Consider the following 25,694-nt stretch of genomic DNA (forward strand, 5'->3'; position numbering starts at 1 on the left):
GCATACGACGGGCTCCCGAACGGCCATTAGGGTGAGGACATGCCAGCGAGCTATGCGTATCTCGGCCCCGAGGGCACCTTCACCGAAGTCGCCCTCCGGACGCTCCCGGAGTCGGCCACCCGAGAGCTCGTCCCGTATGTGTCGGTGCAGTCCGCGCTGGACGCTGTGCGGGCCGGCGAGGCCGAGGCCGCGTTCGTGCCCATCGAGAACTCCGTCGAGGGCGGCATCACCACCACCCTGGACGAGCTGGTCGCGGGCGAACCGCTGACGATCTACCGCGAGGTGCTGCTGTCGATCACCTTCGCGCTGCTGGTCCGGCCCGGCACCGCGCTCACGGACATCAAGACGGTCTCCGCCCACCCGGCGGCCCAGCCGCAGGTGCGCAACTGGATGCGCAAGCACCTCCCGGACGCGCACTGGGAGTCGGCCGCCTCCAACGCGGACGCCGCCCGCCTGGTCCAGGAGGGCCGCTACGACGCCGCCTTCGCGGGCGAGTTCGCCGCCTCGCGGTACGGCCTCGAGGCCCTGGAGACCGGGATCCACGACTTCCCGGAGACCGCGCAGACCCGGTTCGTGCTGGTCGGCCGGCCGGCCCGGCCCGCCGCGCCGACCGGTGCCGACAAGACCTCGGTGGTGCTGTGGCAGCGCGACGACCACCCCGGTGCGCTGCGCGACCTGCTCGGCGAGTTCGCCTCGCGCGGCATCAACCTCATGCTGCTGCAGTCCCGGCCGACCGGCGCCGGCATCGGCAACTACTGCTTCTGCATCGACGCCGAGGGCCATATCTCCGACCGGCGGATGGCGGAGGCGCTGATGGGCCTGAAGCGGATCTGCCTGCAAGTGCGTTTCCTCGGCTCCTATCCGCGTGCGGACATCGGGCCGGCCGAGGCTCCGGCGACGCGGCAGGGGACCTCGGACGAGGAGTTCATGGCGGCGGCGGACTGGGTGGCGCGCTGCCAGGACGGCCGGTTCTGAGGCGGCCGTAGACTGCTTCCGGCCAGTACTACCTGCGTATCTTCGTTATCCACAGAAGTTATCCACAGGTCCGCTTCTCGACCTGGGGACAAGTCGACAAGGGTGTGTGAGTCGGTCGACAAATCGTCCCTCGCGCCCCCGATGCGGCCACTATCCCGCACCTCACCCTTCGTCCACTCGTTTCCGTTGATTCATCTTTTGGAGCGACCCCTTTCCACTCAAAAGTGGGTGTGAACCGGGTTTGCCCTGGGAATTCTCCCGTCCACCACGATGTTCCGGAGTGATCAATTCCGAAATCCACAGACCTTCCACACAGCCTGTGGATAACTCTGCGGAGGGGTGTGGATCGCTGTGGACAGCGGGCTCACGAAGTGCCGTTCCCCACAAGGAAATCCGGTCAACCCGGCGCCGGGACGCTGCCCCGTCCCAGGGAGTGAGACACTTTTCCTTGACGGGTTCCGACCGCTGTTTCGATACGTTCCGACACGTTCCGCAATTTGCACATAGCGGAACGTAAGCGACAAACAGGGACGAATCGGAGCACCAGGGAATAGGGATTCGTGAGCGGCAAGCCCGCACCGGTAGCCTTGGCCTCGTGATTGACCTTCGCCTGCTCCGTGAGGACCCCGACCGTGTGCGCGCGTCCCAGCGCGCCCGTGGAGAGGACGTCGCGCTCGTCGACTCCCTCCTGTCTGCCGACGAGCGGCGCAGGTCCTCCGGCGTCCGCTTCGACGAGCTGCGTGCCGAGCAGAAGCAGCTCGGCAAGCTCATCCCCAAGGCCACCGGCGACGACAAGGCCGAGCTGCTGAAGCGGGCGAGCCAGCTCGCCGCCGACGTCAAGGCCGCCGACGCCGAGCGCGACGCGGCCGACGCCGAGACCCAGGAACTGCTGCTCCAGCTCGGCAACCTCGTCCACCCCGACGTCCCCGTCGGCGGCGAGGAGGACTTCGCCACGCTGGAGACGCACGGCACGATCCGTGACTTCGGCGCCGAGGGCTTCGAGCCCAAGGACCACCTGGAGCTGGGCCAGCTGCTCGGCGCCATCGACGTCGAGCGCGGCGCCAAGGTCTCCGGCTCCCGCTTCTACTTCCTCACCGGCGTCGGCGCCCTGCTGGAGCTGGCCCTGGTGAACGCGGCGATGGCCCAGGCCACCGCGGCCGGCTTCACCCCGATGCTGACCCCGGCGCTGGTCCGCCCGCAGTCCATGGCGGGCACCGGCTTCCTCGGCCAGGCGGCCCAGGACGTCTACCACCTCGACAAGGACGACCTGTACCTGGTCGGCACCTCCGAGGTGCCGCTGGCGGCCTACCACATGGACGAGATCCTCGACGCCGACAAGCTGCCGCTGCGGTACGCGGGCTTCTCGCCCTGCTTCCGCCGCGAGGCCGGCTCGCACGGCAAGGACACGCGGGGCATCTTCCGTGTGCACCAGTTCGACAAGGTCGAGATGTTCTCCTACGTCGCGCCCGAGGACTCCCAGGCCGAGCACCAGCGGCTGCTGGAGTGGGAGAAGCAGTGGCTGACCTCGCTGGAGCTGCCGTTCCGCGTCATCGACGTCGCCTCCGGTGACCTCGGCGCCTCGGCCGCCCGCAAGTTCGACTGCGAGGCGTGGATCCCGACCCAGGGCAAGTACCGCGAGCTGACCTCGACCTCGGACTGCACCGAGTTCCAGTCCCGCCGCCTGTCGATCCGCGTCCGCGACGGCAAGCAGGTCAAGCCGCTCGCCACCCTGAACGGCACGCTGTGCGCCGTACCGCGCACGATCGTGGCGATCCTGGAGAACCATCAGCAGGCCGACGGCTCCGTCCGCGTCCCCGAGGTGCTGCGCCCGTACCTGGGCGGCCGGGAGGTCCTGGAGCCGGTCGCCAAGTGACCGGATTCCCCTACCGGCTGATCGCGACCGACCTCGACGGAACGCTCCTGCGCTCCGACGAGTCGGTCTCGCAGCGCACCCGAGACGCGCTCGCCGCGGCCACCGCGGCGGGCGCGGCCCATATCGTCGTCACCGGCCGCGCCGTCCCGTGGACCCGCCACATCCTGGACGACCTCGGCTACGAGGGCCTCGCCGTGTGCGGCCAGGGCGCGCAGGTCTACGACGCCGGGGCGCACCGCCTGCTGACGTCGGTGACCCTGGACCGGCAGCTGGCGGGCGTGGCCCTGGCGAAGATCGAGTCCGAGGTGGGCCCGCTGTACCTGGCGGCCAGCCGCGACGGCCTCGACGGCGAGGTACTGGTCGGCCCGGGCTACGCGGTCACGGGCACACTCCCCGCCACCCCCTTCACGGACGCGTCCGACCTCTGGACGGCTCCGCTGACCAAGATCTACATCCAGCATCCGACGATGGGCGACGACGAGCTGGCGGAGGCCGCCCGACAGGCCGCCGGCGGTTTCGTCACCGTCGCCATGGCGGGCGAGGGCATCGTGGAACTCCTCCCGCTGGGCCTGTCCAAGGCCACGGGGCTGTCTCTCGCCGCCCGCCGTCTCGGCCTGAAGGCCGCGGACACCATCGCCTTCGGCGACATGCCCAACGACATCCCGATGTTCGCCTGGGCCTCCCGGGGCGTGGCCATGGCCAACGCCCATGAGGAGCTGCGCACGGTGGCCGACGAGGTGACCTCCTCCAACGAGGAGGACGGGATCGCGGTGGTGCTGGAGCGGTTGCTGAGCTGAGCCTTCTCAGCTTCTTCTGCGGAGGATGCACGGATCGAACGTGCGCGGGCTTTCCAGGCCCGACCACGGCTGCTTTTGATCAAACACAGTGCAAACCGGTGCCTTACCACTCGGCCAATCCTCCGGGTGGGCGGCCCACGCGAGAGCGACATCGCGTGCTCGAAGCGGCCGCCCCGGGCTGTCCCTCGGGCTTCACGGTGGGGTAACTACACCGGAGCCGGCCTCGGGCTGCCCTGTCGGGAGCGGGGCGTACTGCCGTGCATGGACATCGCCCTGCTCCTCTCCCAGATCGTGGAGCCGGGACGATCCCGGCGGATGGGGCACAACCACTGTGCCCCGCCGCCGGGTTGAACGCCACTGAATTACCGGCGCCGCCACCTGCGCCTGCGCGCCTTGCTGAAGAACCAGCCCGCCGGCGGCTCGTCCGAGCGCCACGGCTGCGGCTGCGGCCCCTCGGCCCGCCAGCGGGCGGCGAGCATCCGGGCCCGCGCGGACGGCTCGGAGGTCTCGGCGCTGCGTATGAAGGCCTCGTCCAGGACCAGTTCGTCCAGGCCGTCCCAGACGTCGCCCTCGGAGCGCGCGTGCCCGTCGTTTCCCGGTATCTCCTCTGTCATCGACGGCCTCCTAGTCATACATGCGCTTTGTCCAGTGTGCCCGGACCGGTGTGAAGGCCCCGTCAATCCGCCGGAGGCCTACTCCTCGCCCGCCAGCTTCAGCGTCCGCAGCTTCTGCCCGGCGTACCAGGTGGCCAGCACGGTCACCGCCACCAGCAGCACCGTGGCCGTCGGCAGGCCCACCTCCGAGGTCACCAGGTCACCGCCGGCGACCTTGTGGGCGACGGCCAGCGACCACTGCTGGACGCTGAGCGTGCGCGCGCCGGGCACCAGGGAGCCGAACAGCGCCTCCCAGACCAGCGCGTAGACGAGCCCGAAGACCACCGCGTGCCGGGAGACCGTGCCGAGCAGCAGGAACAGCGCCGAGTAGGCAATGGAGGAGACCAGCGCGGCGACCGTGTAGGCGACGGCGACCTGCTGGCCGTTGCCGTTGAGGATCAGGCCCGCGATCAGGGTCGGTACCGCCGAGAAGACCATGGTCACGGCGATGGCGACGATCAGCTTGGTGAAGATGATCGCGGGCCGTTTCAGCGGCTTGGACAGCAGATAGACGACGGAGCCGTCGTCGATCTCCGGTCCGATCGCGCCGGTGCCCGCGATGACGCCGATGATCGGCACCATGGTGGCGATCGCGAAACCGCCGAGCACGTCGGAGGCGGTCTGGTCGTCGGCTCCGGTCAGGCCGCGTACGGCCACGGAGATGACGATCAGCAGCAGCGGCAGCGCGCCGAGGATGAGGGCCCGGCGGCGGCCGAGCAGGGCCCGGTAGGTGAGCCGGGCGACGGTGGGGTCGTACATCTTCGGCCTCCTACGCCGCGACCAGATACGAGAAGACGGACTCCAGGGACTCGTCGGACGGCGAGACCGTGAGCAGCCGGATGCCGTGGTCCCGGGCGACGCGCGGCAGCAGAGCGGTGAAGCGGCCGAAGTCGACGGCCTGGACGCGCAGCGCGCCCTCGGTCAGGTCGACCTCGATGCCGGCCGTCGAGGGGTCGGCGATCAGCGCGGCCGCGAGGGCGCGGTCGTCGCTGGAACGGACCAGGTAGCGGTGCGGGCGGTCGGTCATCAGCCGGCGGATCTTGCGGAAGTCGCCGCTGGCCGCGTGCCTGCCGGCGACGACGACCTCGATGTGCCGGGCGAGCTGTTCGACCTCTTCGAGGATGTGCGAGGAGAACAGCACCGTGCGGCCCTCGTCGCCCATCTTCCGCAGCAGGTTCATCAGTTGCATGCGCTGGCGCGGGTCCATGCCGTTGAACGGCTCGTCCAGCAGGAGCAGCGACGGCTCGTGGACCAGGGCGCTCGCCATCTTCACGCGCTGCCGCATGCCCTTGGAGTACGTGGAGATCCGCCGGTCCTGCGCGTACTCCATCTCGACCGTCGCGAGGGCGCGTTGGGCCGCCTTGGCGCCGAGACCGTGCAACTCGGCGTTGGCGACCACGAATTCGCGGCCGGTGAGGAAGTCGTACATCGCCTCGCGCTCGGGGACGATGCCGATGTGCCGGTAGATCTGCTCGTTGCGCCACACCGGCTGTCCGTCGAGGGTGACCGTGCCGGTGGAGGGGGCGAGGAAGCCGCCCATCATGTTGATCAGGGTGGACTTTCCGGCGCCGTTGGGTCCGAGCAGGCCGGTGACGCCGGGGCCGATGGTCATGGTGATGTCGTTGACGGCGACCACGTTGCCGAACCAACGGGAGACGTGGTCGATGCTGAGCGTGGTCACAGTCCCACCTTCTTGTAGCGGCGCATCAGCAGGCCGTAGCTGCCGGCGATCAGGGCGAGCACGACCAGGACATAGACCACGCCCTGTCCGGTCGAGGGGCTGACCGCTCCGGGGTTGCGGGCGGTCGCGCCCAGGAAGGCCGACTGGACGCCGTCGATGAGGGTGATGGGCGAGAACAGGCCGATCCAGGGGATGGCGGAGGTGTGGTTCTGCACATCGGCGATGGCCTGGAGCGTGGAGACCGCGCCGTAGGAGATGATCAGTACGGCGATCACGGCGGCGATGCCGAAGCCGCGGCGCGGGGTGACGGCGGCGATGACCAGGCCGATGCCGGCGAAGAGCAGGGAGAGCAGGGCCACGGAGACCAGTCCCTCGGCGAATAGCTTCGTCTGGTGGGCGAAGCCCAGTTTGGCCAGCAGCGCGCCCACGTACATCACGAGCAGGGGAGCGGCGGTCAGGATGAAGACCGCCGAGGCGAGCGCGGCGAACTTGGCGCGTACGTAGTCGGCGGTCTCGATGGGCCGCGAGAAGTACAGCGGTACGGTCTTGAAGCGCAGGTCCCGGGAGACGGCCTGGGGTGCCTGCGCGGCGACGTACAGGCTGATCACGGCCTGCAGCATGATCGCGTAGCGGGTGTAGGCCACCGGCAGTTCGTGCGCCTTGGTGAAGACCGCGACGGCCACCATGATGGCCGCGGGCACGCACATCACGGCGAACAGCAGCATGGGCAGCACCTTGGTCTTGGCCGAGCGGCCGAGGCCGTAGGCGCCGCGCAGGGACTGTGCGTACAGGGAGCGGCGGGCGTAGGCACGGCCGAGCCGGGGGCCGTCGTAGCCGCGGTAGCCGATGTCGTGGATGCGGGTCTGGTCACCCGCGGCTGAGGTCAGGGGCTGCACGGGGTGCTCAACCGCCATGGCCGACGGCCTCCTTCCGCTGGTCCTCGCCGCTGTGTTCGGCGCTGCTGGTGAACACCTCGGAGATGTGGTGCCGGCGCTGCTCCATGCGGACCAGGCCGAGGCCGAGGTCGGCGACGACGTCGCGGACCAGGTCGTACGTCTCCTCGCCCTGGGCGGTCAGCAGCAGGATGTGTCCGGCGCCGGGCAGTCCGGCGCCCTCGTTCTCGGTCTCCACCCCGCGCGCGTGGAGCGCGTCGCGGACCGCGCGGGTGCCGTCGGGATGGGTGTCGCTGTCGGTGACCTCGATCGCGAGCGTGGTCGTGGTCTGGGTGAAGTCGGTGGTGGAGCTGGAGCGCAGGAGCTTGCCGCCGTCGATGACGACGACGTGGTCGCAGGTGCGCTCCAACTCGCCGAGGAGGTGGGAGGTGACCAGGACCGAGATGCCGAACTCGGTGTGGATGCGCCGGATCAGGCCGAGCATCTCGTCCCGGCCGACGGGGTCGAGGCCGTTGGTCGGTTCGTCCAGGAACACCAGCTTCGGGTCGTGCACCAGCGCCTGGGCGAGCTTGACCCGCTGCTTCATGCCGGTCGAGTAACCGCCGATGGGGCGGTAGCGCTCCTCGTACAGCCCCACATGGCGCAGGGTGTCCGCGGTGCGCTCGCGGGCGGCGGTGGGTGGCAGGCCGGACATGCGCGCCATGTGGACGACGAACTCGGTGGCCGAGACGTCGGGCGGCAGGCAGTCGTGCTCCGGCATGTAGCCGACGCGCTCGCGGATGGCGCCGCCCTTGGAGGCGACGTCGAGGCCGAGCACCTCGGCGCGGCCCTCCGTGGCGGGGGACAGACCCAGCAGGATCTTGATCAGGGTGGACTTGCCGGCGCCGTTGGCTCCGACGAGTCCGGTCACACCGGGCCCGATGTCCACGGACAGCCGGTCGAGCGCGGTCACCCGGGGGAACCGCTTGCTCAGGCTTTCGGTCGCGATCACAGTCACGGCTACGACGGTAGTGACTCAGGCCACGCCAGTCGTCAGACCTCAGAGCCGTCTTCGCGTCAGACCCAAGTATTACGGGGCCCTAGGGGATGCCACGCCTAAGGGTTACCCCGGGTTCTCCACAGCCTGTCACCCCTCCTATTGACGCCGCCTCTAACAACTGTCACATTCACCAGTGTCAAGTTACGGACGAGTACGGCAGTCCACAGACGAGTCGGCGCATCGACGGGACGAGTCGACGACGCGACGGGACGGGGCGGCATGACGACGGCAGTGAGCAGCGAACTCCCGGTGGACTTGCGGGGGTTCAGGCGGGTGCAGCGCCTCGCCTACGAGTGCGCGGAGGCGGTGGCGGCGCGGCTGGAGCCGGGCGTGACCGAGCGCGAGGCGGCGCGGATGCAGCGGGAGTGGCTGCGCGAGCGCGGGGTGCGGGACTGGTTCCACCTGCCCTTCGCCTGGTTCGGTGACCGCACGGCCTTCGTGAACTTCCGCATACCCCTGCAGTTCTTCCCCACCGACCGCGTCCTGGCGCCCGGGATGCCGTTCATCCTGGACATGGCTCCGGTGTACGAGGGATACACGGCGGACATCGGCTACTCGGGCTCGCTCGGCGTCAATCCGGTGCAGGACCGGCTGATGGCCGACCTGGAGGCGCACCGTGAGCTGATCCTGCGCGAGGTGCGCGAGCGGCGGCCGCTGCGCGAGATCTACGAGGACGTGGACCGGCTCATGGTCCGCCAGGGTTACGCCAACCGGCATCGCGCGTACCCGTTCGGTGTGATCGCCCACAAGGTGGACCGCGTGAAACAGCGCCGTTTCTCCCCCCACTTGTTCGGGTTCGGCACGCAGTCCCTGAAGGGTCTGGCCGCCGACGCGCTGCACGGCCACCGCGAGGGCTGGTCACCGCTGTGGTCGCCGTACCGCTTCTCCGACCATCCGCCGCAGCCGGGCCTGTGGGCGGTCGAACCGCACCTCGGCTTCCGCGGCACGGGCGCGAAGTTCGAGGAGATCCTCGTGGTCACCGACTCGAAGGACCCCGAGCAGAGCGCGTTCTGGCTGGACGACGATCTGCCGCACGTGCGGCGCTGGGCGGAGGCGAAGTGACGGCCGAGGTGACGCTGAAGGGTGCGCGGGAGCGCCGGGTGGCCACCGGCGGGGTCGAGCTGTGCGTGGCCGAGCTGGGCGATCCGAAGCAGCCCACGGTGGTGCTGGTGCACGGCTACCCGGACAGCAAGGAGGTCTGGTCCGAGGTCGCCGTCCGCCTTGCCGACCGCTTCCATTTGGTCCTGTACGACGTCCGGGGCCACGGCCGTTCGACGGCGCCCAAGCCGCTGCGCGGCGGCTTCACACTGGCCAAGCTCACCGACGACTTCCTGGCCGTCGTGGACGCGGTGAGCCCGGACCGCCCGGTGCACCTGGTCGGGCACGACTGGGGTTCGGTGCAGTCCTGGGAGTTCGTCACGGTCGGCCGCACCGAGGGCCGTATCGCCTCCTTCACCTCGATCTCCGGCCCGTCCCTGGACCACTTCGGGCACTGGATCAACGCGCGCGTGCAGCGTCCGACGCCCCGCCGGGTGGGCCAGCTCCTCGGCCAGGGCGCCAAGTCCTGGTACGTGTATCTGCTGCACACACCGGCCCTGCCGGAACTGGCCTGGCGCGGCCCGCTCGGCAAGCGCTGGCCGGAGATCCTCCAGCGGGTGGAGAAGGTCCCCTCCGGCGACTATCCGACCTCCTCGCTGCCCTCCGACGCGGCACACGGCGCCTGGCTGTACCGGGACAACGTCCGCGCCCGACTGCTCAGGCCGCGCCCGGACGCGTACGCGCACGCGCCCGTGCAGCTCATCACACCCCAGCAGGACGCGTTCCTCTCGGAGCGCCTGTACGACGACCTGGAGCGGTGGGTGCCCCAACTGACCCGCCGTACGCTCCCGGCCAAGCACTGGGTCCCGCGCAGCCGCCCCGATCAGCTCGCCTCCTGGATCGAGGAGTTCATCGTGTCCGTGGACGGCGGCCGCCCCGAACCGAAGGCCACCGGCCGCCATGCCGACCGGTTCGGCGGCCAGTTGGTCCTGATCACCGGGGCCGGCAGCGGCATCGGCCGGGCCACGGCGTTCGCCTTCGCGGAGGCCGGAGCGCGCGTGGTGGCCGTCGACCGCGACGCCGAGTCCGCCGCCCGCACCGCCGAGCTGTCCCGGCTGATCGGCGCGCCCGAGGCCTGGGCGGAGACGGCCGACGTCTCCGACGAGCAGGCGATGGAGAAGCTCGCGGAGAAGGTGCACCGCGAGTACGGCGTGCTGGACGTGCTCGTCAACAACGCGGGCATCGGACTGTCGGGCTCGTTCTTCGCCACCACCTCCGAGGACTGGCGCAAGGTCCTGGACGTCAATCTCTGGGGCGTGATCCACGGCTGCCGGCTCTTCGGCGCGCGGATGGCCGAGCGTGGCCAGGGCGGCCACATCGTCAACATCGCCTCGGCGGCCGCGTTCCAGCCCTCGCGAGCGCTGCCCGCGTACAGCACCTCCAAGGCGGCGGTGCTGATGCTCTCCGAGTGCCTGCGCGCCGAACTCGCCGGGCAGGGCATCGGGGTGAGCGCGATCTGCCCCGGCATCGTCAACACGAACATCACCGCGACGGCCCGCTTCGCCGGAGTGGACGAGGCGGAGGAGCGCCGCCGCCAGAAGAACTCCGCCCGCCTGTACGGCCTGCGCAACTACCCGCCGGAGAAGGTCGCCGAGTCGATCCTGGACGCCGTTGCCCGCAACAGGGCGGTCGTGCCGGTGACCCCGGAGGCACGGGGCGCGCATCTGTTGTCGCGCGTCATGCCGGGGGCGCTGCGGCGACTCGCGCGTGTGGAACCGAAGTTGTAAGAGCCGCCGAGGGATGCGGGACCGTCGCCGGGGCGGGTCCGGGTCCGGCCGGTCGCGCTCCCCGCGCCCTTCGGGAGCGTTTCCGCGGCCCCACCCCGGTCACCTGCCGAGGAACCCGAACATGTCCGACGTACCGCTCCAGAAGACCTATCGCATAGAGGACTTGGCCCACCAGACCCGCACCACCGTGGAACCATCCGGGCCTACCAGGACCGTGGCCTCCTCCCCCGCCCCGAGCGCCGGGGCCGCGCGAACCTCTACTCCGAGGCGCACATCACCCGGCTCGACCAGATCGCCCACCTCCTCGACCGGGGCTACACCCTGGCCTCGATCAAGGAGCTGCTGGACGCCTGGGACACCGGCCGTGGCCTGGGCGGGGTCCTCGGCCTGGTCACCGAGGTGGAGGGGTCGTGGACGGACGAGCGCCCCGATCGCATCACCCGCGCGGAACTGGACGCCCGCTTCGGCGGCGCACCCGACGACGACGCCGTGGCCGAGGCGGTCGAACTCGGCGTGCTGGAGCGGATCGACGGCGACCCGGATACGTTCCTCGTGCCGAGCCCCCAAGAGCTCTCTGTAGCGGTCGAGTTGCACACGGCCGGCGTCCCGCTCTCCGCCATCGTCGACCACCTAAGGGAGTTGAGGGGGCGGGTCGAGCACATCGCCGCCCGTTTCCTTGAGTTCACGACCGAGCACGTCTTCGCCCGCTACCTGGAAGACCCCAGCCACCGTACGGACGCGCACGCGGCGGAAGCCGCCGCGCTGGTGCGCCGTCTGCGCCCGCTGGCGCAGCGGACGGTGGACGCCGAACTGGCCCGCGCCATGCGTGCCTTGGCGACTCGGCAGCTGCGCACACATCTGGTTGCGGAGACACCCGCGCGAGAACCCTCCGGGAACCGTCCCGTCGCGCTGCCTGCCGAGACGATTAGCGCTGTGGAAGGGCTTGTTGGACGTGAAGGTGTTTCCGAGTTCATCGCGCTGGTGGCCGAACGGGAGGCGCGAGCCCAGGCCTTGGACCATCTCACCTCAAGCTCGCTACGAGGGACGGAACTTCGCAAACCTCCCTAATATGTCTGCTTCTTGTCCACAGACTCGGCAATTCCCCTGTGGATAACGCTACTTGGTTGTGGACCAAACCTACGAAGAAAAACAACCTGCGTGATCCGTGTCTCTCCCGCACTCTGGACACATGGACGAAAGACGCACCGTGAAGGTGTCGAAGTACCTCTCCAAACACCTGCGCCACCAACCGGAGCGCATCGGGCTCACCCTGGATCCGGGCGGCTGGGTGGAGATCGACACGCTGATCGCCGTGGCCGCCGCCCACGGCTTCCGGTTCACGCGCGAGGAACTGGACCACGTGGTGGCCGCCAACGACAAACAGCGCTTCGCGATCGAGGGCAGCCGGATCCGCGCCAGCCAGGGCCACAGCATCGAGGTCGACCTCGGCCTGCCCCCGTCGACCCCGCCGCCGTATCTCTACCACGGGACCGTCGCCGGCAACCTGGACGCGATCCGGGCGGACGGGCTCAGGCCCATGAGCCGGCACGACGTCCACCTCTCCGCCGACCGCGAGACCGCCACCCGGGTCGGCGCCCGGCGCGGCCGCCCCGTCGTGCTCACCGTCGACGCCGGAGCCATGCACCGCGACGGCCACATCTTCCATGTCAGCGCCAACGGCGTCTGGCTGACGAAGGTCGTACCCCCGCGCTACCTGCGCTTTCCGGGACCGCGCTGACCGTGCGCCCCGCGGTCGACGGCCCCCGGGCCGACACGGGCACCGGCCCGTCGTCATGATCCGTGGTATGGACCACTTGCCCGAGCATCCCGGACATCTGCCGACCACCGAGGCCGCCCTCACCGCGCAGAGCACCCTCGCCGCCCACTACACGCGCCAGATCCACGTGACCCACGACATCGGCGCCGACCAGACCTCCCGCAGCACCCCGAGGACGACGCGCTGATCACCGTCGAGGGCATCGAGTGCCCCGACATCCCGCGCGACGACGTGCCGGCCTTCCTCCGGTCCGTCTTCGAGGGCCTCGCCCACGTCGAGGCGCGCCGCTTCCCGAACGGCTACCGCCTGGTCGTCCCGCTGCCCGGCGACCGCAGGCACAAGGAGTACGTCCCCATGGTCCTGCCCAGTGCGTGGCCGAGGAGCCGCGTACGGTGACCGTTTGGTCCGTTGTCGGCGGGTCCCCTTACTCTCGGACGCATGAGTCTGCGTCTGAGCACCGTGATCCTGCCGTACCGCCGCTGGAGCGAGGACGGCCGTTCGGCCTGGATGCGGGCCGAGCAGCTCGGCTTCCACACGGCGTACACCTACGACCATCTGTCCTGGCGCAGCTTCCGTGACGGCCCGTGGTTCGGCGCGGTCCCGACGCTGACCGCCGCCGCTGCCGCCACCGAGCGGCTGCGCCTCGGCACGCTGGTGACCTCGCCGAACTTCCGGCACCCGGTGACCCTCGCGAAGGAGCTGATCTCCCTCGACGACATCTCCGGCGGCCGGATCACGCTCGGCATCGGCGCCGGCGGCACCGGCTTCGACGCGACGGCGCTGGGCCAGGAGCCGTGGAGCCCGCGCGAGCGCGCTGACCGGTTCGCCGAGTTCGTGCCGCTGCTGGACCGGCTCCTCACCGAGGGCTCGGTGTCGCACGAGGGCCGCTTCTACTCGGCGCACGAGGCCCGGAACATCCCGGGCTGTGTGCAGCGGCCCCGGCTGCCGTTCGCGGTGGCGGCCACCGGCCCGCGCGGCCTCAAGCTCGCCGCGCGGCACGGCCAGGCGTGGGTGACCACCGGCGACCCGAAGCTGTACGAGAACGGCACCCCGGAGCAGTCCGTCGAGGCCCTGCGCGGCCAGCTCACCAAGCTGTCCGAGGCCTGCGCGGACGCCGGGCGGGACGTGACCGGCCTGGACAAGATCCTGCTCACGGGCTTCACCCCGGACCGCGCCCGGCCGCTTCAGTCCCTGGACGCCTTCGTGGACTTCGCCGGCAGGCACCGGGAACTCGGCTTCACCGAGATCGTGATCCACTGGCCCATCCCGGACTCCGACTTCGCCGCGGACCAGAAGGTCTTCGAGCAGATCGCCATGGAGGCCACCGCCCAGCTGGACTGACGCGTACGGCAGAGAGGGCCGGGCGTCATCTGTGTCTCATCTGTGCGCAGTTCCGCACGGCCGTGCTGGCATATGCGCGAGAATGACCGGGTGACCTCAGCGACGACCAGACAGCCCGGGACCCCGTCCGCCGCCGTACGGCCGCGGCTGATCGCCACCGACCTCGACGGCACCCTGCTGCGCGACGACAAGTCGGTCTCCCCGCGGACCGTGGCCGCGCTGGCCGCCGCCGAGGACGCGGGCGTCGAGGTCTTCTTCGTCACCGGCCGCCCGGCCCGCTGGATGGACGTCGTCAGCGACCACGTCCACGGTCACGGCCTGGCGATCTGCGGCAACGGCGCCGCCGTGGTCGACCTGCACGGCGGCCCGGGAGCCCATCGCTTTGTGAAGGTGCGCGAACTGGCGCGCCACAACGCCCTGGACGCCGTACGGCTGCTGCGCGAGGCGGCGCCCGGCACGGTGTTCGCGGTGGAGCAGACGTACGGCTTCCACCAGGAGCCGGACTACCCCAAGCTGCACATGGAGATACCGGACAACCTCCTGCCCGCCGAGCGCCTCCTCGCCCCCGACGGCCCGGACGCCGACCAGCCCGTGCTCAAGATCCTGGCCTACCACCCGGATCTCGACCCGGACGCCTTCCTCACCCTCGCCCGGCTCGCGATCGGCGGCCGCGCCAACGTCACCCGCTCCAGCCCCAGCGCCCTGCTGGAACTGAGTGGCCCCGACGTCTCCAAGGCCAGCACGCTCGCCCTGTGCTGCGCCGAGCGCGGTATCTCGCACGAGGAGGTCGTCGCCTTCGGCGACATGCCCAACGACGTCGAGATGCTGACCTGGGCCGGCCAGTCGTACGCGATGGGCAACGCCCACCCGGACGTCATCGCCGCCGCGTCGGGCCGAACGGTCGCCAACAACGAGGACGGCGTCGCAGTGGTGATCGAGCAACTGCTCGCCGACCGCTTCTGAATCGCCCCCTTCTAGGGCCACTAGGGCGGCTACGGCCACACGGGTCACCGCGCCCCAACCAGCGACTCCGTGTCCGCCTCGCGCCGCGCGAGCGCCCGTAGCGGCCCCTCCACCGCGAGAAGCTCCGCGTAGGTTCCCCGCTGCACCACTCGGCCCGCGTCTAGCACGATCACCTCGTCCACCGCCTCCAGCCCCGCCAGCCGGTGCGTGATCAACAGCGTCGTGCGGCCCTCGGTGGCGGCCAGCAGATCCGCGGTCAGCGCGTCGGCCGTCGGCAGGTCCAGATGCTCGGCGGGCTCGTCGAGGACCAGGACGGGGAAGTCGGCCAGCAGGGCGCGCGCCAGCGCCAGCCGCTGCCGCTGACCGCCGGACAGCCGGGCCCCGTGCTCGCCGACCAGCGTGTCCAGGCCGTCGGGCAGCCCGTCCACCCAGTCCAGCAGCCGGGCCCGGTCCAGCGCCCGGCGCAGATCGGCCTCGGCGGCGTCCTTCCTGGCCAGCAGCAGGTTCTCGCGCACAGAGCTGTCGAAGAGATGCGCGTCCTGCGCACACAGCCCGACGAGCCGCCGTACGTCGTCACCGGCCAACGCGTACGCGTCCACACCGGCGAGCGTGTACGAGCCGTCCAGCGGGTCGAGGAAGCGCAGCAGCACCTGGGCGAGGGTCGTCTTCCCGGCACCGGACGCCCCGACCACCGCGATCCGCCGCCCCTGCTCCAGGGTGAGGCCGAAGCCGGCCAGTGCCTCCCGCCGCTGCCCCTCGTACCGGGCGGACAGCCCCTTGACCACCACCGGGAACGGCGAGGCGGGCGCCTGCCGGGGCCGCTCGGGTTCGCGCACGGGCTCGGGAGTGTCCAGCACCTCGTGGACACGCTCCGCGCTCTGCCGCACCCGCTGCCGGTGGCGCACGGCGAGCGGCAGCCCCAGTACGGCCTCGAAGGCGGCCAGGGGAGTGAGGACGACCACGGCCATCGCCACGCCGCCGAGCCGGCCCGCGGCCACCGCCTGGGCGCCGAGCAGGGCGGCTGCCGTGACGGTCAGACCGGAGATCAGCGCGGTGAGCCCATCGCCGAGGGCCGTCGCGGCGGCGGTACGAGAGGCGATCCGGGTGAGGGTGCCGTCGGCGCGCCGGGCCGCGTCCGTACGGGCGGGCAGCGCGCCGGCGACGGTCAGTTCGGCGGTGCCGGTGAGCAGGTCGGTGACGCGGGTGGCGAGGGCGCCCCGGGCCGGGGCCAGCCGGCGCTCGGTCCGCCGGGCCACGGTCGCGGTGACGAGCGGGACACCGGCGCCGGCCGCCACGAGACCCGCCGCGAGGGCGGCGCCGGCCTCGGGGAGCAGCCAGACCGTGAAGCCCACGGAGGCGGCGGAGACGACGACGGCGACGGATGCGGGCAGCAGCCAGCGCAGCCAGTAGTCCTGCAGCTCGTCGACGTCCGCGACCAGCCGGGTGAGCAGATCGCCGCGCCGGGCGGACCGCAGCCCCGCAGGCGCGAGCCGCTCCAGGCGCCGGTACACGGCGACCCGGGTGTCGGCCAGCATCCGCAGCACGGCGTCGTGCGACACCAGCCGCTCGGCGTACCGGAACACGGCCCGTCCGATCCCGAAGGCCCGCGTGGCCGTCACCGCCACCATCAGATACAGCACCGGAGGCTGCTGCGACGCTCGCGAGATGAGCCATCCCGAGGTCGCCATCAGCCCAACGGCACTACCGAGCGCGAGGCTGCCGAGCACCGCCGCCCACACCAGCCGCCCCCGCCGCGGCCCGGCAAGCGCCCGAACCCGCGCCAGCACACGCCGGGACCGCGCCGAGGCCACCTGCCCGCGCAGAGCCGCCGTCGGCCCAATTCCCACCTGCCCCGGCCGAGCCCGCTCCGGCTCACCGACCCCCAAGGCCTGCGAGCCACCATCCAGCCGGCCGACCCCGGGGCCTTGCGGGCCCTCTTCCAGCCCACCGAGGCCGCCGAGTCGGGTGGCGGGTGGTCGAGGACGGGGGTCCAGGGGGCGGAGCCCCCTGGCAGGCCGGCCGCTCTCCAGCCGCACCACCCGATCCGCGACCTCCAGCAAGGCCGGCCGGTGCACCACCACCAGCACCGTTCGGCCCACCGAAAGCTTCCGTACCGCCGCCACGACCTCCGCCTCCGTCCCCCCGTCCAGTGAGGCCGTCGGCTCGTCCAACAACAGCATGGGCCGGTCGGCGAGAAAGGCGCGTGCAAGAGCCAGCCGCTGCCGCTGCCCCGCCGACAGCCCGGCCCCGTCCTCCCCGAGCACGGTCTCTGCCCCCTCAGGCAACGCATCCACGAACTCCAGCGCACCGGCATCCCGCAGCGCCTGCCGTACGGCTCGGTCGTCCGCCTCGGGCCGCGCCAGCCGTACGTTCTCCGCGATGGTCCCGGCATACAGATGCGGCCGCTGCGGCACCCACGCGATCCGCGACCGCCACTCCTCCAGATCGAGTTCCGCGAGATCGGCTCCCCCCACCCGCACTCGACCCTCGCTGGGCGAGACGAACCCGAGCAGCACGTTGAGCAGCGTCGACTTGCCCACTCCGCTCGGCCCCACCAAAGCGACCGTCTCACCGGGCTCGACGCTGAACGACACCTCGGTCACGGCGTCCGCCGAACGACCGGGGTAGCGAACAGTGACCCCCTCGAAGGCCACGGCGCCAGACGCAACCGCACCCGTGCCGGACGCCGGAACCGGCGTCTGCAGCACGCTGAAGATCTCCTCCGCGGCAGCCAGCCCCTCCGCCGCCGCGTGGTACTGCGCGCCGACCTGCCGCAAGGGAAGGTACGCCTCGGGCGCCAGCACGAGGATCACCAGGCCGATGTACAGATCCATGTCACCGTGCACGAGCCGCATGCCGATCGTCACCGCGACCAGGGCGACCGACAGCGTGGAGAGCAACTCCAGCGCGAAGGAGGAGAGGAAGGCGATTCGCAGGGTCCGCATGGTGGCCTGCCGGTACTCGCCAGTGATCCGGCGGATGGACTCGGCCTGCGCCTTGGCCCGGCCGAACACCTTCAGTGTGGGCAGTCCGGCGACCACGTCCAGGAAGTGCCCCGACAACCGAGACAGCAGCCGCCACTGACGGTCCATCCGGGACTGTGTGGCCCAGCCGATCAACATCATGAACAGCGGAATGAGCGGCAGGGTGCCGATGATGATCGCCGCCGACACCCAATCCTCGGTGACGATCCGCGCCAGCACCGCCACCGGTACGACCACCGCGAGACCCAACTGCGGCAGATAGCGCGAGAAATAGTCATCGAGGGCGTCGACCCCGCGTGTGGCCAGCGTGACCAGCGAACCGGTGCGTTGCCCCGCCAGCCACCCGGGACCGAGCGCCGCCGCCCGGTCGAGGAGCCGCCCCCGCAGTTCGGACTTCACCGCCGCGCTCGCCCGATGGGCGGCGAGTTCGGTGAGCCACGCGACAACCGACCGGCCCACGGCCACGACGGCCAACAGCAGCAGGGGAGTGCGCAGCTCAGCGACTGACTGCCCGTGCTGGAACGCACCGACGACGACCTCGGCGATGAGCATCGCCTGGCCGATGACCAGCCCCGCACCGACGGCTCCCAGACCGATGACCGCCACGAGGAAGAAGCGCGTGGCGCGGGCGTACCGCAGCAGACGTGGATCGATTGGTTTCACGTGAAACGTGCCCTTCGGCCCAGATGGTGTGTTTCACGTGAAACACACCATCGACGGACTCAGTGCGCGGCGTCGGCCACAGCATCGACAGCGATGTGCTGCGTGCCGATCCGCTTGCGGAAGACCCAGTAGGTCCAGCCCTGATAGAGCACCACCAGAGGCGTGGCGATGGCCGCCAGCCACGTCATGATCTTCAGGGTGTAAGGGCTCGACGAGGCGTTGGCGACCGTGAGGCTCCAGTCCCCGTTGAGCGTGGACGGCATGACGTTCGGGAAGAGCGAAAGGAAGAGCATGGCCACGGCGGCCACGATGGTGACGCCGGACAGCGCGAACGCCCATCCCTCACGCCCGCACTGGTTGGCCACCAGTGCGGACACCAGGGCGGCGACCGCCACGACAAGCGCCACCAGGCTCTTGCTGTCACCGCTGTGGGCCTGCGTCCACAGCAGGAAGGCGAGCGCCACGACGGCCGTGACGAGACCGACCCACAGAGCCAGCTTCCGTGCCCGCACCCGGATGTCTCCCACGGTCTTGAGCGCGGTGAAGACCGCCCCGTGGAAGGTGAACAGCGTGAGCGTGACCAGTCCGCCGAGCAAGGCGTAGGGGTTGAGCAGGTCCCCGACGCTGCCGACGTACTCGAAGTGCTGGTCGATCTTCACTCCCCGCACGATGTTCCCGAAGGCCACGCCCCACAGGAACGCCGGGATCAGCGAGGTCCAGAAGATCGCCGTCTCCCAGTTGCGCTGCCAGTTCTCCTCGGGCCGCTTGGCCCGGTACTCGAAGGCGACACCCCGGACGATCAGGCAGACCAGGATGACCAGCAGCGGCAGATAGAAGCCGGAGAAGAGGGTGGCGTACCACTCCGGGAACGCGGCGAAGGTCGCGCCGCCGGCCGTGAGCAGCCACACCTCGTTGCCGTCCCAGACGGGCCCGATGGTGTTGATCAGCACCCGCCGCTCCGGCCGGTTGCGGGCCAGCAGCTTGGTGAGGATGCCGACCCCGAAGTCGAAGCCCTCCAGGAAGAAGTAGCCGGTCCACAGGACGGCGATCAGGACGAACCAGACATCGTGAAGTTCCATGACTGTTCCCTCGGCCTAGTACGAGAAGGCCATCGGCTTGTCGGCGTCACGGGTGTCGCCGCCGATCTTCGTGGGCGGGTTGAGGTCGGCCTCGGTCAGCTCGGGCGGGCCGGCCTTGACGTACTTCGCGAGCAGCTTGACCTCGACCACCGCGAGGATCGCGTACAGCGAGGTGAAGACGATCATCGAGGTGAGGACCTCGGCCTGGGAGACACCGGGGGAGACCGCGTGCCGGGTCTGCAGGACGCCGTAGACGACCCACGGCTGGCGGCCCATCTCGGTGAAGATCCAGCCCCAGGAGTTGGCGATCAGCGGGAAGGCCAGGGTCCAGGTCGCGATGCGCCAGTACCAGGGCGTGAGCTTGGGGCTGAGCGCCTTGTTCTTGAAGAGCACCAGATGCGGCACCTCGTCCTCGCCGACCCGCAGATGCTGCGGCAGCATGAACTTCTTGCGGGTCAGCCACAGTCCGGCCAGGCCGATGGCGAAGGAGGCCATGCCGAAGCCGATCATCCAGCGGAAGCCCCAGAAGGCGACCGGGATGTTGGGACGGTAGTCGCCCGGGCCGAACTTCTGCTGCTCAGCCTTGTTGATGTCATTGATGCCGGGGACGTACGAGGTGAAGGAGTCGTCGGCGAGGAAGGACAGCAGCCCCGGGATCTCGATGGCCACCGTGTTGTGGCTCTTCTCCACATCGCCGTAGGCGAAGATCGAGAAGGGTGCCGGCTTCTGGCCGTCCCAGAGGGCCTCGGCCGCCGCCATCTTCATCGGCTGCTGCTTGAACATGACCTTGCCGAGGGTGTCACCGCTGACCGCGGTGAGCAGACCGGCGATCACCACGGTGACCAGGCCGAGCCGGAGCGAGGTCCTCATCTCGCGGATGTGCTTCTTGCGTGCCAGGTGGTAGGCGGCTATGCCCACCATGAAGGCGCCGCCGGTCAGGAAGGCCGCGGACAGGGTGTGGAAGGCCTGGCTGAGGGCGGTGTTCTGGGTGAGCACGGCCCAGAAGTCGGTCAGCTCGGCCCGGCCCTTCGCCTTGTCGATCTTGTAGCCGACCGGGTGCTGCATCCAGGAGTTGGCCGCGAGAATGAAGTACGCCGACAGGATCGTGCCGATCGAGACCATCCAGATGCAGGCCAGATGGATCTTCTTGGGCAGCTTGTCCCAGCCAAAGATCCACAGGCCGATGAAGGTGGACTCGAAGAAGAACGCGATCAGCGCCTCGAAGGCGAGCGGCGCACCGAAGATGTCACCGACGAAGCGCGAGTAGTCGGACCAGTTCATGCCGAACTGGAACTCCTGCACGATGCCCGTGACGACGCCCATGGCGATGTTGATCAGGAAGAGCTTGCCCCAGAACTTCGTCGCCCTGAGGTACTTCTCCTTCTCCGTGCGCACCCAGGCCGTCTGCAGCCCGGCCGTGAGGGCGGCCAGGGAGATGGTCAGCGGGACGAACAGGAAGTGGTAGACGGTGGTGATGCCGAACTGCCAGCGCGCCAGAGTCTCCGGCGCCAAAGCCAGGTCCACGTCGTCACTCTCCTTACCGGCGTGGTACAGCCGCGGTTTGCCCTGTTTATCGCCCACATACAGGACAATCGGGACGCGCTTGTGAACGCGTTCACATTCACAAGCTATTATGACTCACTGATTTTCGGCAACCAACGGGGGGTCCCCCCTTCGCCTCCGCGTCAAGACCTTGGCAGCGACTTCAACATCTTGTTGAATTGCGCGCCATGCGGATACGTATCTCCTGGCCCACGGGCAACATCACCGCGACCCTCGACGCAGACACCCCGACCGCACAGGCCCTCGCCAAGGCGCTGCCACTCACCTCCAGCGCCTGCACATGGGGCGATGAGGTCTATTTCGACACAGGTATCTCTGTTTCACGTGAAACGGACGCACGGCAGGTCGTGGAGCCGGGCACGGTGGCCTTCTGGACGGACGGCGACGCGCTCGCCCTCCCCTACGGCCCGACACCGATCTCGCGAGGCGGCGAGTGCCGCCTCGCGAGCCCGTGCAACGTCCTGGGAAGTCTGGACGGGGACGCCCGCGTTCTGGCGACCGTACGAGCCGGCGACCCCATCCGTGTGGAACTGATCGACAAGTAGAGCCCGCGCCGGGCTACAGCTCCTTGCGGAACGCCTCCGCCACCTTCAGGAAGATGTCGTTCGCCTCGGTCTCGCCGACCGTCACCCGCACACCCTCGCCCGGGAACGGCCGGACCACCACACCGTGCTGCTCACAGGCCTGAGCGAACGCGACCGTACGCTCCCCCAGCCGCAGCCAGACGAAGTTCGCCTGCGTCTCCGGCACCGTCCAGCCCTGGGCGTGCAGCGCGTCGACCACGCGCGTGCGCTCGCACACCAGCGAGCCGACCCGGCCGAGCAACTCGTCCTCGGCCCGCAGCGAGGCGATCGCCGCCTCCTGTGCGAGCTGGCTGACGCCGAAGGGCACCGCCGTCTTGCGCAGCGCCGCCGCGACCGGCTCATGGGCGATCGCGAAACCGACGCGCAGCCCGGCGAGCCCGTACGCCTTGGAGAACGTGCGCAGGACGCAGACGTTGGGCCGGTTCCGGTACAGCTCGACGCCGTCGGGCACCTCGGGGTCGCGGATGAACTCGCGGTAGGCCTCGTCCAGCACCACCAGGACATCGCCGGGCACCCGGTCGAGGAACCGCTCCAGCTCGGCCCGCCGCACCACCGTGCCGGTCGGGTTGTTGGGATTGCAGACGAAGATCAGACGCGTCCGGTCGGTGATCGCGTCCGCCATCGCGTCCAGGTCGTGCACATCGCCGGGCGTGAGCGGCACCTGCACCGACCGGGCGCCGCTGATCTGCGTGATGATCGGGTACGCCTCGAAGGACCGCCAGGCGTAGATCACCTCGTCGCCGGGACCGCTGGTGGCCTGGATGAGCTGCTGGGCGACACCCACCGAGCCGGTGCCGGTGGCCAGGTGGGAGAGCGGGACACCGAAGCGCTCCGACAGCTCGGCCATCAGCCCGGTGCACGCCATGTCCGGGTAGCGGTTGAAGTCGCAGGCGGCCGCCGTCACGCTCTCCATCACGCCGGGCAGCGGCGGGTACGGGTTCTCGTTGGAGGACAGCTTGTAGGCGACCGGCCCGCCGGCCGCGGCAGGCTTGCCCGGCTTGTAGGTGGGGATACCCTCCAGCTCGGCGCGCAGCTTGGGGCTCGTCTCGCTCACCGCAGTCCTCCTCGCGACCACCGGCGGACCGTCGACGCCGCCGGCTTCCAATACTCCTCACCTTATGAGGATTCGGCCTCGGTGCGTACAGCTTGCGGCCCTGCAAAACATGAACCGCATCCGTCCCGGCGCCATCCCGGGTCATCACCGTACGAAGGCGTACGTTTCAGGGGGCGCGCCGTACATATATCTATGCGCCGGTGGCTCGCGCCGTGGCGCGCATCACCCGTGCAGGTGAGTTGAGACCTCTTCGAGACATCGGGCACTTGGCAGGTCCATACGCGTCGCCACGTCACGTCCTGCTGCAGGATCGTTCAACTGACTTTGTTTCTAAGGGTGTTGACCCAGGACGACCATGCAGAAACGTGCCTGTCAACTCGTGCATATGCGTCCGCACTACCCCACCGCATGAGCCCTACTATCGGCTCGCCATGACAGCAGCAGGGAAGCACCAGGTGAGCCGCGCGGAAACCTCACGTCGAGGCAGCCGGCCGGGCCGGGCGGGCATCAGAGACGTGGCCGCCGCCGCCGGAGTCTCCATCACGACCGTCTCCGACGCCCTCAACGGCAAGGGCCGGCTCCCGGATGCCACCCGGCGCCATGTCCGCGAGGTCGCCGACCGGCTGGGATACCGTCCCTCCGCCGCCGCCCGCACCCTTCGTACCGGCAAGTCGGGCCTGATCGGCCTGACCGTGACGACGTACGGGGATGAACCTTTCACCTTCACGGAGTTCGCGTACTTCGCCGAGATGGCACGGGCCGCCACCTCGGCCGCGCTCGCCCGCGGCTACGCCCTCGTGATCCTGCCCGCGACGTCCCGCCACGACGTGTGGTCCAACGTCGCGCTCGATGGCACCGTTGTCATCGACCCCTCCGACCAGGACCCGGTGGTGACCGAACTCGTCCGGCAGGGCCTGCCCGTCGTCTCCGACGGCCGTCCGGCCGGCTCGCTGCCGGTCACCGCCTGGGTCGACAACGACCACGAGGCCGCCGTACTCGGCATCCTCGACCACCTCGCCGCTGCCGGCGCCCGCCGCATCGGCCTGCTCACGGGCACGACGACCGACACGTACACCCACCTGTCCACCACCGCCTACCTGCGTTGGTGCGAGCGGGTCGGCCAGGACCCGGTCTACGAGGCCTACCCGGCGCACGACCCGTGCGCGGGCGCCGTCGCCGCCGACCGGCTGCTCGCCCGCCCCGACCGGCCCGACGCGGTCTACGGCCTGTTCGACCCCAACGGCACCGACCTGCTGGCCGCCGCCCGGCGCTACGGGCTGCGTGTCCCCGAGGACCTGCTGCTCGTGTGCTGCAGCGAGTCCATGGTGTACGCCAGCACCGAGCCGCCCATCACCACGCTCTCCCTGAAGCCCCGCCGCATCGGCACGGCGGTGGTCCAGCTCCTCATCGACGCCATCGAGGGCGTGCAGTCGGACCAGCCGGTCGAGCAGGTGATACCGACCGAGCTGATCGTGCGCACCTCCTCGCAGCGGCGCCCGCCGCGCACGACGGTCAGCCCGCCGCGGACGCCGGACGAGAAATAGCGCCGGAAAGCGGGGCGCTCACCCCGTACGCGCGCCCGCCGAGCGAGGGGGCTCGGCGGGCCCGGCGACCGGCGGGCCGGGGGTTCGGCCGGTGCGGAGCCGGCCGAACACCTGCCCAAACGGGGCGAAAGCCGCGGTGAACTGGAGTCTTGTTCCGATTCACCACCCCTGGGTCATCACACGGCGCGACGCGCATTCCTATGATGGGCCCACGACACCGCGGACCGCTGCGACCAGGCAGTCCGAAGGGGTGCAGATGCGGCGCGATGGTGGAGGGGTCTGATGACTCAGGGGGCCGGTCAGGGACCCGAAGTGGAGCGGACGGCAACGCTGCGCGACTTCCGGGTGCCTGCGTACGTCCACGAGACCGGACCGTACGTCAACACCGCCCACCCGGGCGACACCGCGTCGGCCGCCGACCAGGCGTACCCCGACGACTACACACCCACCCAGCGCGACCTCCCGGTCATCGACCGCACGAAGACGGTCCAGGTCTCCGTCGAGACGGCACCCGCGGCCCCGGCCCCGCAGCCCGCGACCGGGCCCGGACCGCTGTTCGTCGTCGGGGACGTCCACGGGTACCTCGACGAACTGATGGCCGCACTGCAGGAGCAGGGGCTGATCGACGCCTCCGGCCAGTGGTGCGCCGGCACCACCCGGCTGTGGTTCCTCGGTGACTTCACCGACCGCGGACCCGACGGCATCGGCGTCATCGACCTCGTGATGCGGCTGTCCGCCGAGGCCGCGGCGGCCGGCGGCTACTGCAAGGCCCTCATGGGCAACCACGAGCTGCTGCTGCTCGGCGCCAAGCGGTTCGGCGACACCCCCGTCAACTCCGGCGCGGGCACCGCCACCTTCCAGGCGGCCTGGCTGCTCAACGGCGGCCAGAAGACGGACATGGACCGCCTACAGGACCACCATCTGCAGTGGATGGCCCGCCTGGACGCCGTCGAGGAGGTCGACGGCTATCTGCTCGTGCACTCGGACACCACCGCCTACCTCGACTACGGCGACTCCATCGAGGCGGTCAATGACACCGTCCGCGAGACCCTCACCCGCAACGACGCGGACGAGTGCTGGGATCTGTTCCGCAAGTTCACCAAGCGCTTCTCCTTCCGCGACGAGGGCGGCGCCGACGCCGTGCGCTCCCTGCTCGATACGTACGGCGGCGCCCGCATCGTTCACGGGCACAGCCCGATTCCCTACCTCCTCGGCGAGGTCGGCTCCGAGGACGGCGAGGACGGCACCGGCCCGGTCGTGGAGGGCCCGCACGTCTACGCCGACGGGCTCGCCATCGCGATGGACGGCGGGGTGACCATGGCCGGAAAGCTACTGGTCCGGCAACTCCCCCTGACCACCTGACCGTTCGGCGGGCCGACTGCCCCGGCGGAGTACTCACAGGCCGG

At 70.2% G+C, this 25,694-nt stretch carries 20 protein-coding genes, 1 tRNA gene and 2 pseudogenes; 13 read left to right on the top strand and 10 right to left on the bottom strand.

What is annotated here, in order from left to right; translation table 11 throughout:
• Positions 1 to 39 precede the first annotated feature (39 nt).
• The 3 genes from pheA (at position 40) to ACWCQS_RS15240 (ending at position 3,645) form a co-directional block, all read left to right on the top strand.
• A complete protein-coding gene (gene pheA / locus ACWCQS_RS15230) occupies positions 40 to 975 on the top strand; it encodes a prephenate dehydratase (RefSeq protein WP_388622624.1) in 936 nt (311 codons plus the stop codon).
• A 595-nt stretch (positions 976 to 1,570) separates the two neighbouring features.
• Positions 1,571 to 2,848, top strand: a complete 1,278-nt coding sequence (gene serS, locus ACWCQS_RS15235) for a serine--tRNA ligase (protein ID WP_451004858.1) — start codon at positions 1,571 to 1,573, stop codon at positions 2,846 to 2,848.
• A complete protein-coding gene (locus ACWCQS_RS15240; protein WP_451004859.1) occupies positions 2,845 to 3,645 on the top strand; it encodes an HAD family hydrolase in 801 nt (266 codons plus the stop codon). Before serS ends, ACWCQS_RS15240 begins: the two co-directional genes overlap by 4 nt.
• Before the next feature lie 19 nt (positions 3,646 to 3,664).
• Here the strand turns inward: ACWCQS_RS15240 and ACWCQS_RS15245 are convergent.
• From ACWCQS_RS15245 to ACWCQS_RS15270, 6 genes are all read right to left on the bottom strand, one after another.
• Positions 3,665 to 3,769: transfer RNA gene (locus ACWCQS_RS15245), tRNA-OTHER, on the bottom strand.
• A 238-nt stretch (positions 3,770 to 4,007) separates the two neighbouring features.
• On the bottom strand, positions 4,008 to 4,259 hold the full coding sequence (locus ACWCQS_RS15250; protein WP_388622633.1) for an SGM_3592 family protein: 252 nt from the start codon (positions 4,257 to 4,259) through the stop codon (positions 4,008 to 4,010).
• A gap of 78 nt (positions 4,260 to 4,337) precedes the next feature.
• A complete protein-coding gene (locus ACWCQS_RS15255; protein ID WP_451004860.1) occupies positions 4,338 to 5,057 on the bottom strand; it encodes an ABC transporter permease subunit in 720 nt (239 codons plus the stop codon).
• A 10-nt stretch (positions 5,058 to 5,067) separates the two neighbouring features.
• Positions 5,068 to 5,979, bottom strand: a complete 912-nt coding sequence (locus ACWCQS_RS15260; RefSeq protein WP_450986005.1) for an ABC transporter ATP-binding protein — start codon at positions 5,977 to 5,979, stop codon at positions 5,068 to 5,070.
• Complete coding sequence (locus ACWCQS_RS15265; protein ID WP_451004861.1) at positions 5,976 to 6,893, bottom strand: ABC transporter permease subunit; 918 nt, start codon at positions 6,891 to 6,893, stop codon at positions 5,976 to 5,978. Before ACWCQS_RS15265 ends, ACWCQS_RS15260 begins: the two co-directional genes overlap by 4 nt.
• On the bottom strand, positions 6,883 to 7,863 hold the full coding sequence (locus tag ACWCQS_RS15270; protein WP_451005078.1) for an ABC transporter ATP-binding protein: 981 nt from the start codon (positions 7,861 to 7,863) through the stop codon (positions 6,883 to 6,885). Before ACWCQS_RS15270 ends, ACWCQS_RS15265 begins: the two co-directional genes overlap by 11 nt.
• Positions 7,864 to 8,130: 267 nt before the next feature.
• Here ACWCQS_RS15270 and ACWCQS_RS15275 point away from each other — a divergent pair, with 267 nt between their 5' ends.
• The 7 genes and pseudogenes from ACWCQS_RS15275 (at position 8,131) to ACWCQS_RS15305 (ending at position 14,817) form a co-directional block, all read left to right on the top strand.
• The gene (locus ACWCQS_RS15275; protein WP_451004862.1) at positions 8,131 to 8,973 is read left to right on the top strand and encodes a M24 family metallopeptidase; all 843 of its coding nucleotides are present in this window, start codon (positions 8,131 to 8,133) and stop codon (positions 8,971 to 8,973) included.
• An 8-nt stretch (positions 8,974 to 8,981) separates the two neighbouring features.
• Positions 8,982 to 10,736: an SDR family oxidoreductase gene (locus ACWCQS_RS15280; protein WP_451005079.1), complete on the top strand. Its 1,755-nt coding sequence runs from the start codon at positions 8,982 to 8,984 to the stop codon at positions 10,734 to 10,736.
• 121 nt (positions 10,737 to 10,857) lie between these two features.
• A pseudogene (locus ACWCQS_RS15285) lies at positions 10,858 to 11,804 on the top strand (MerR family transcriptional regulator).
• Between the two features lie 121 nt (positions 11,805 to 11,925).
• Complete coding sequence (locus ACWCQS_RS15290; protein ID WP_451004863.1) at positions 11,926 to 12,474, top strand: RNA 2'-phosphotransferase; 549 nt, start codon at positions 11,926 to 11,928, stop codon at positions 12,472 to 12,474.
• 55 nt (positions 12,475 to 12,529) lie between these two features.
• A pseudogene (locus ACWCQS_RS15295) lies at positions 12,530 to 12,909 on the top strand (hypothetical protein).
• A 42-nt stretch (positions 12,910 to 12,951) separates the two neighbouring features.
• On the top strand, positions 12,952 to 13,854 hold the full coding sequence (locus ACWCQS_RS15300) for an LLM class flavin-dependent oxidoreductase (protein ID WP_451004864.1): 903 nt from the start codon (positions 12,952 to 12,954) through the stop codon (positions 13,852 to 13,854).
• 72 nt (positions 13,855 to 13,926) lie between these two features.
• Positions 13,927 to 14,817: an HAD-IIB family hydrolase gene (locus ACWCQS_RS15305; protein ID WP_451004865.1), complete on the top strand. Its 891-nt coding sequence runs from the start codon at positions 13,927 to 13,929 to the stop codon at positions 14,815 to 14,817.
• 44 nt (positions 14,818 to 14,861) lie between these two features.
• Here ACWCQS_RS15305 and cydD read toward each other — a convergent pair whose 3' ends face one another.
• From cydD to ACWCQS_RS15320, 3 genes are read right to left on the bottom strand one after another with little or no spacing between them, the layout of a single operon-like run.
• Positions 14,862 to 18,464: a thiol reductant ABC exporter subunit CydD gene (gene cydD, locus ACWCQS_RS15310; protein WP_451004866.1), complete on the bottom strand. Its 3,603-nt coding sequence runs from the start codon at positions 18,462 to 18,464 to the stop codon at positions 14,862 to 14,864.
• A 59-nt stretch (positions 18,465 to 18,523) separates the two neighbouring features.
• Positions 18,524 to 19,543, bottom strand: coding sequence for a cytochrome d ubiquinol oxidase subunit II (gene cydB / locus ACWCQS_RS15315; RefSeq protein ID WP_451004867.1), 1,020 nt, complete (start codon positions 19,541 to 19,543; stop codon positions 18,524 to 18,526).
• 15 nt (positions 19,544 to 19,558) lie between these two features.
• Positions 19,559 to 21,067: a cytochrome ubiquinol oxidase subunit I gene (locus tag ACWCQS_RS15320; RefSeq protein WP_451004868.1), complete on the bottom strand. Its 1,509-nt coding sequence runs from the start codon at positions 21,065 to 21,067 to the stop codon at positions 19,559 to 19,561.
• Positions 21,068 to 21,273: 206 nt separating this feature from the next.
• Here ACWCQS_RS15320 and ACWCQS_RS15325 point away from each other — a divergent pair, with 206 nt between their 5' ends.
• Entirely contained in the window at positions 21,274 to 21,651 is a 378-nt protein-coding gene (locus tag ACWCQS_RS15325) for a cyclophilin-like fold protein (protein WP_451004869.1), read from the top strand.
• Positions 21,652 to 21,664: 13 nt separating this feature from the next.
• Here the strand turns inward: ACWCQS_RS15325 and hisC are convergent, their stop codons facing one another.
• Positions 21,665 to 22,744 (bottom strand): histidinol-phosphate transaminase, encoded by a 1,080-nt coding sequence (gene hisC / locus ACWCQS_RS15330; RefSeq protein ID WP_451004870.1) that lies wholly within the window; start codon positions 22,742 to 22,744, stop codon positions 21,665 to 21,667.
• 431 nt (positions 22,745 to 23,175) lie between these two features.
• Here hisC and ACWCQS_RS15335 point away from each other — a divergent pair, with 431 nt between their 5' ends.
• Positions 23,176 to 24,288, top strand: a complete 1,113-nt coding sequence (locus ACWCQS_RS15335) for a LacI family DNA-binding transcriptional regulator (protein WP_451004871.1) — start codon at positions 23,176 to 23,178, stop codon at positions 24,286 to 24,288.
• A gap of 282 nt (positions 24,289 to 24,570) precedes the next feature.
• Positions 24,571 to 25,650 carry a metallophosphoesterase gene (locus tag ACWCQS_RS15340; RefSeq protein WP_451004872.1) on the top strand — a complete coding sequence of 360 codons (1,080 nt, stop codon included), beginning with the start codon at positions 24,571 to 24,573 and terminating at the stop codon, positions 25,648 to 25,650.
• Positions 25,651 to 25,694: the final 44 nt, after the last annotated feature.

Source organism: Streptomyces sp. NPDC002076 (assembly GCF_053593835.1).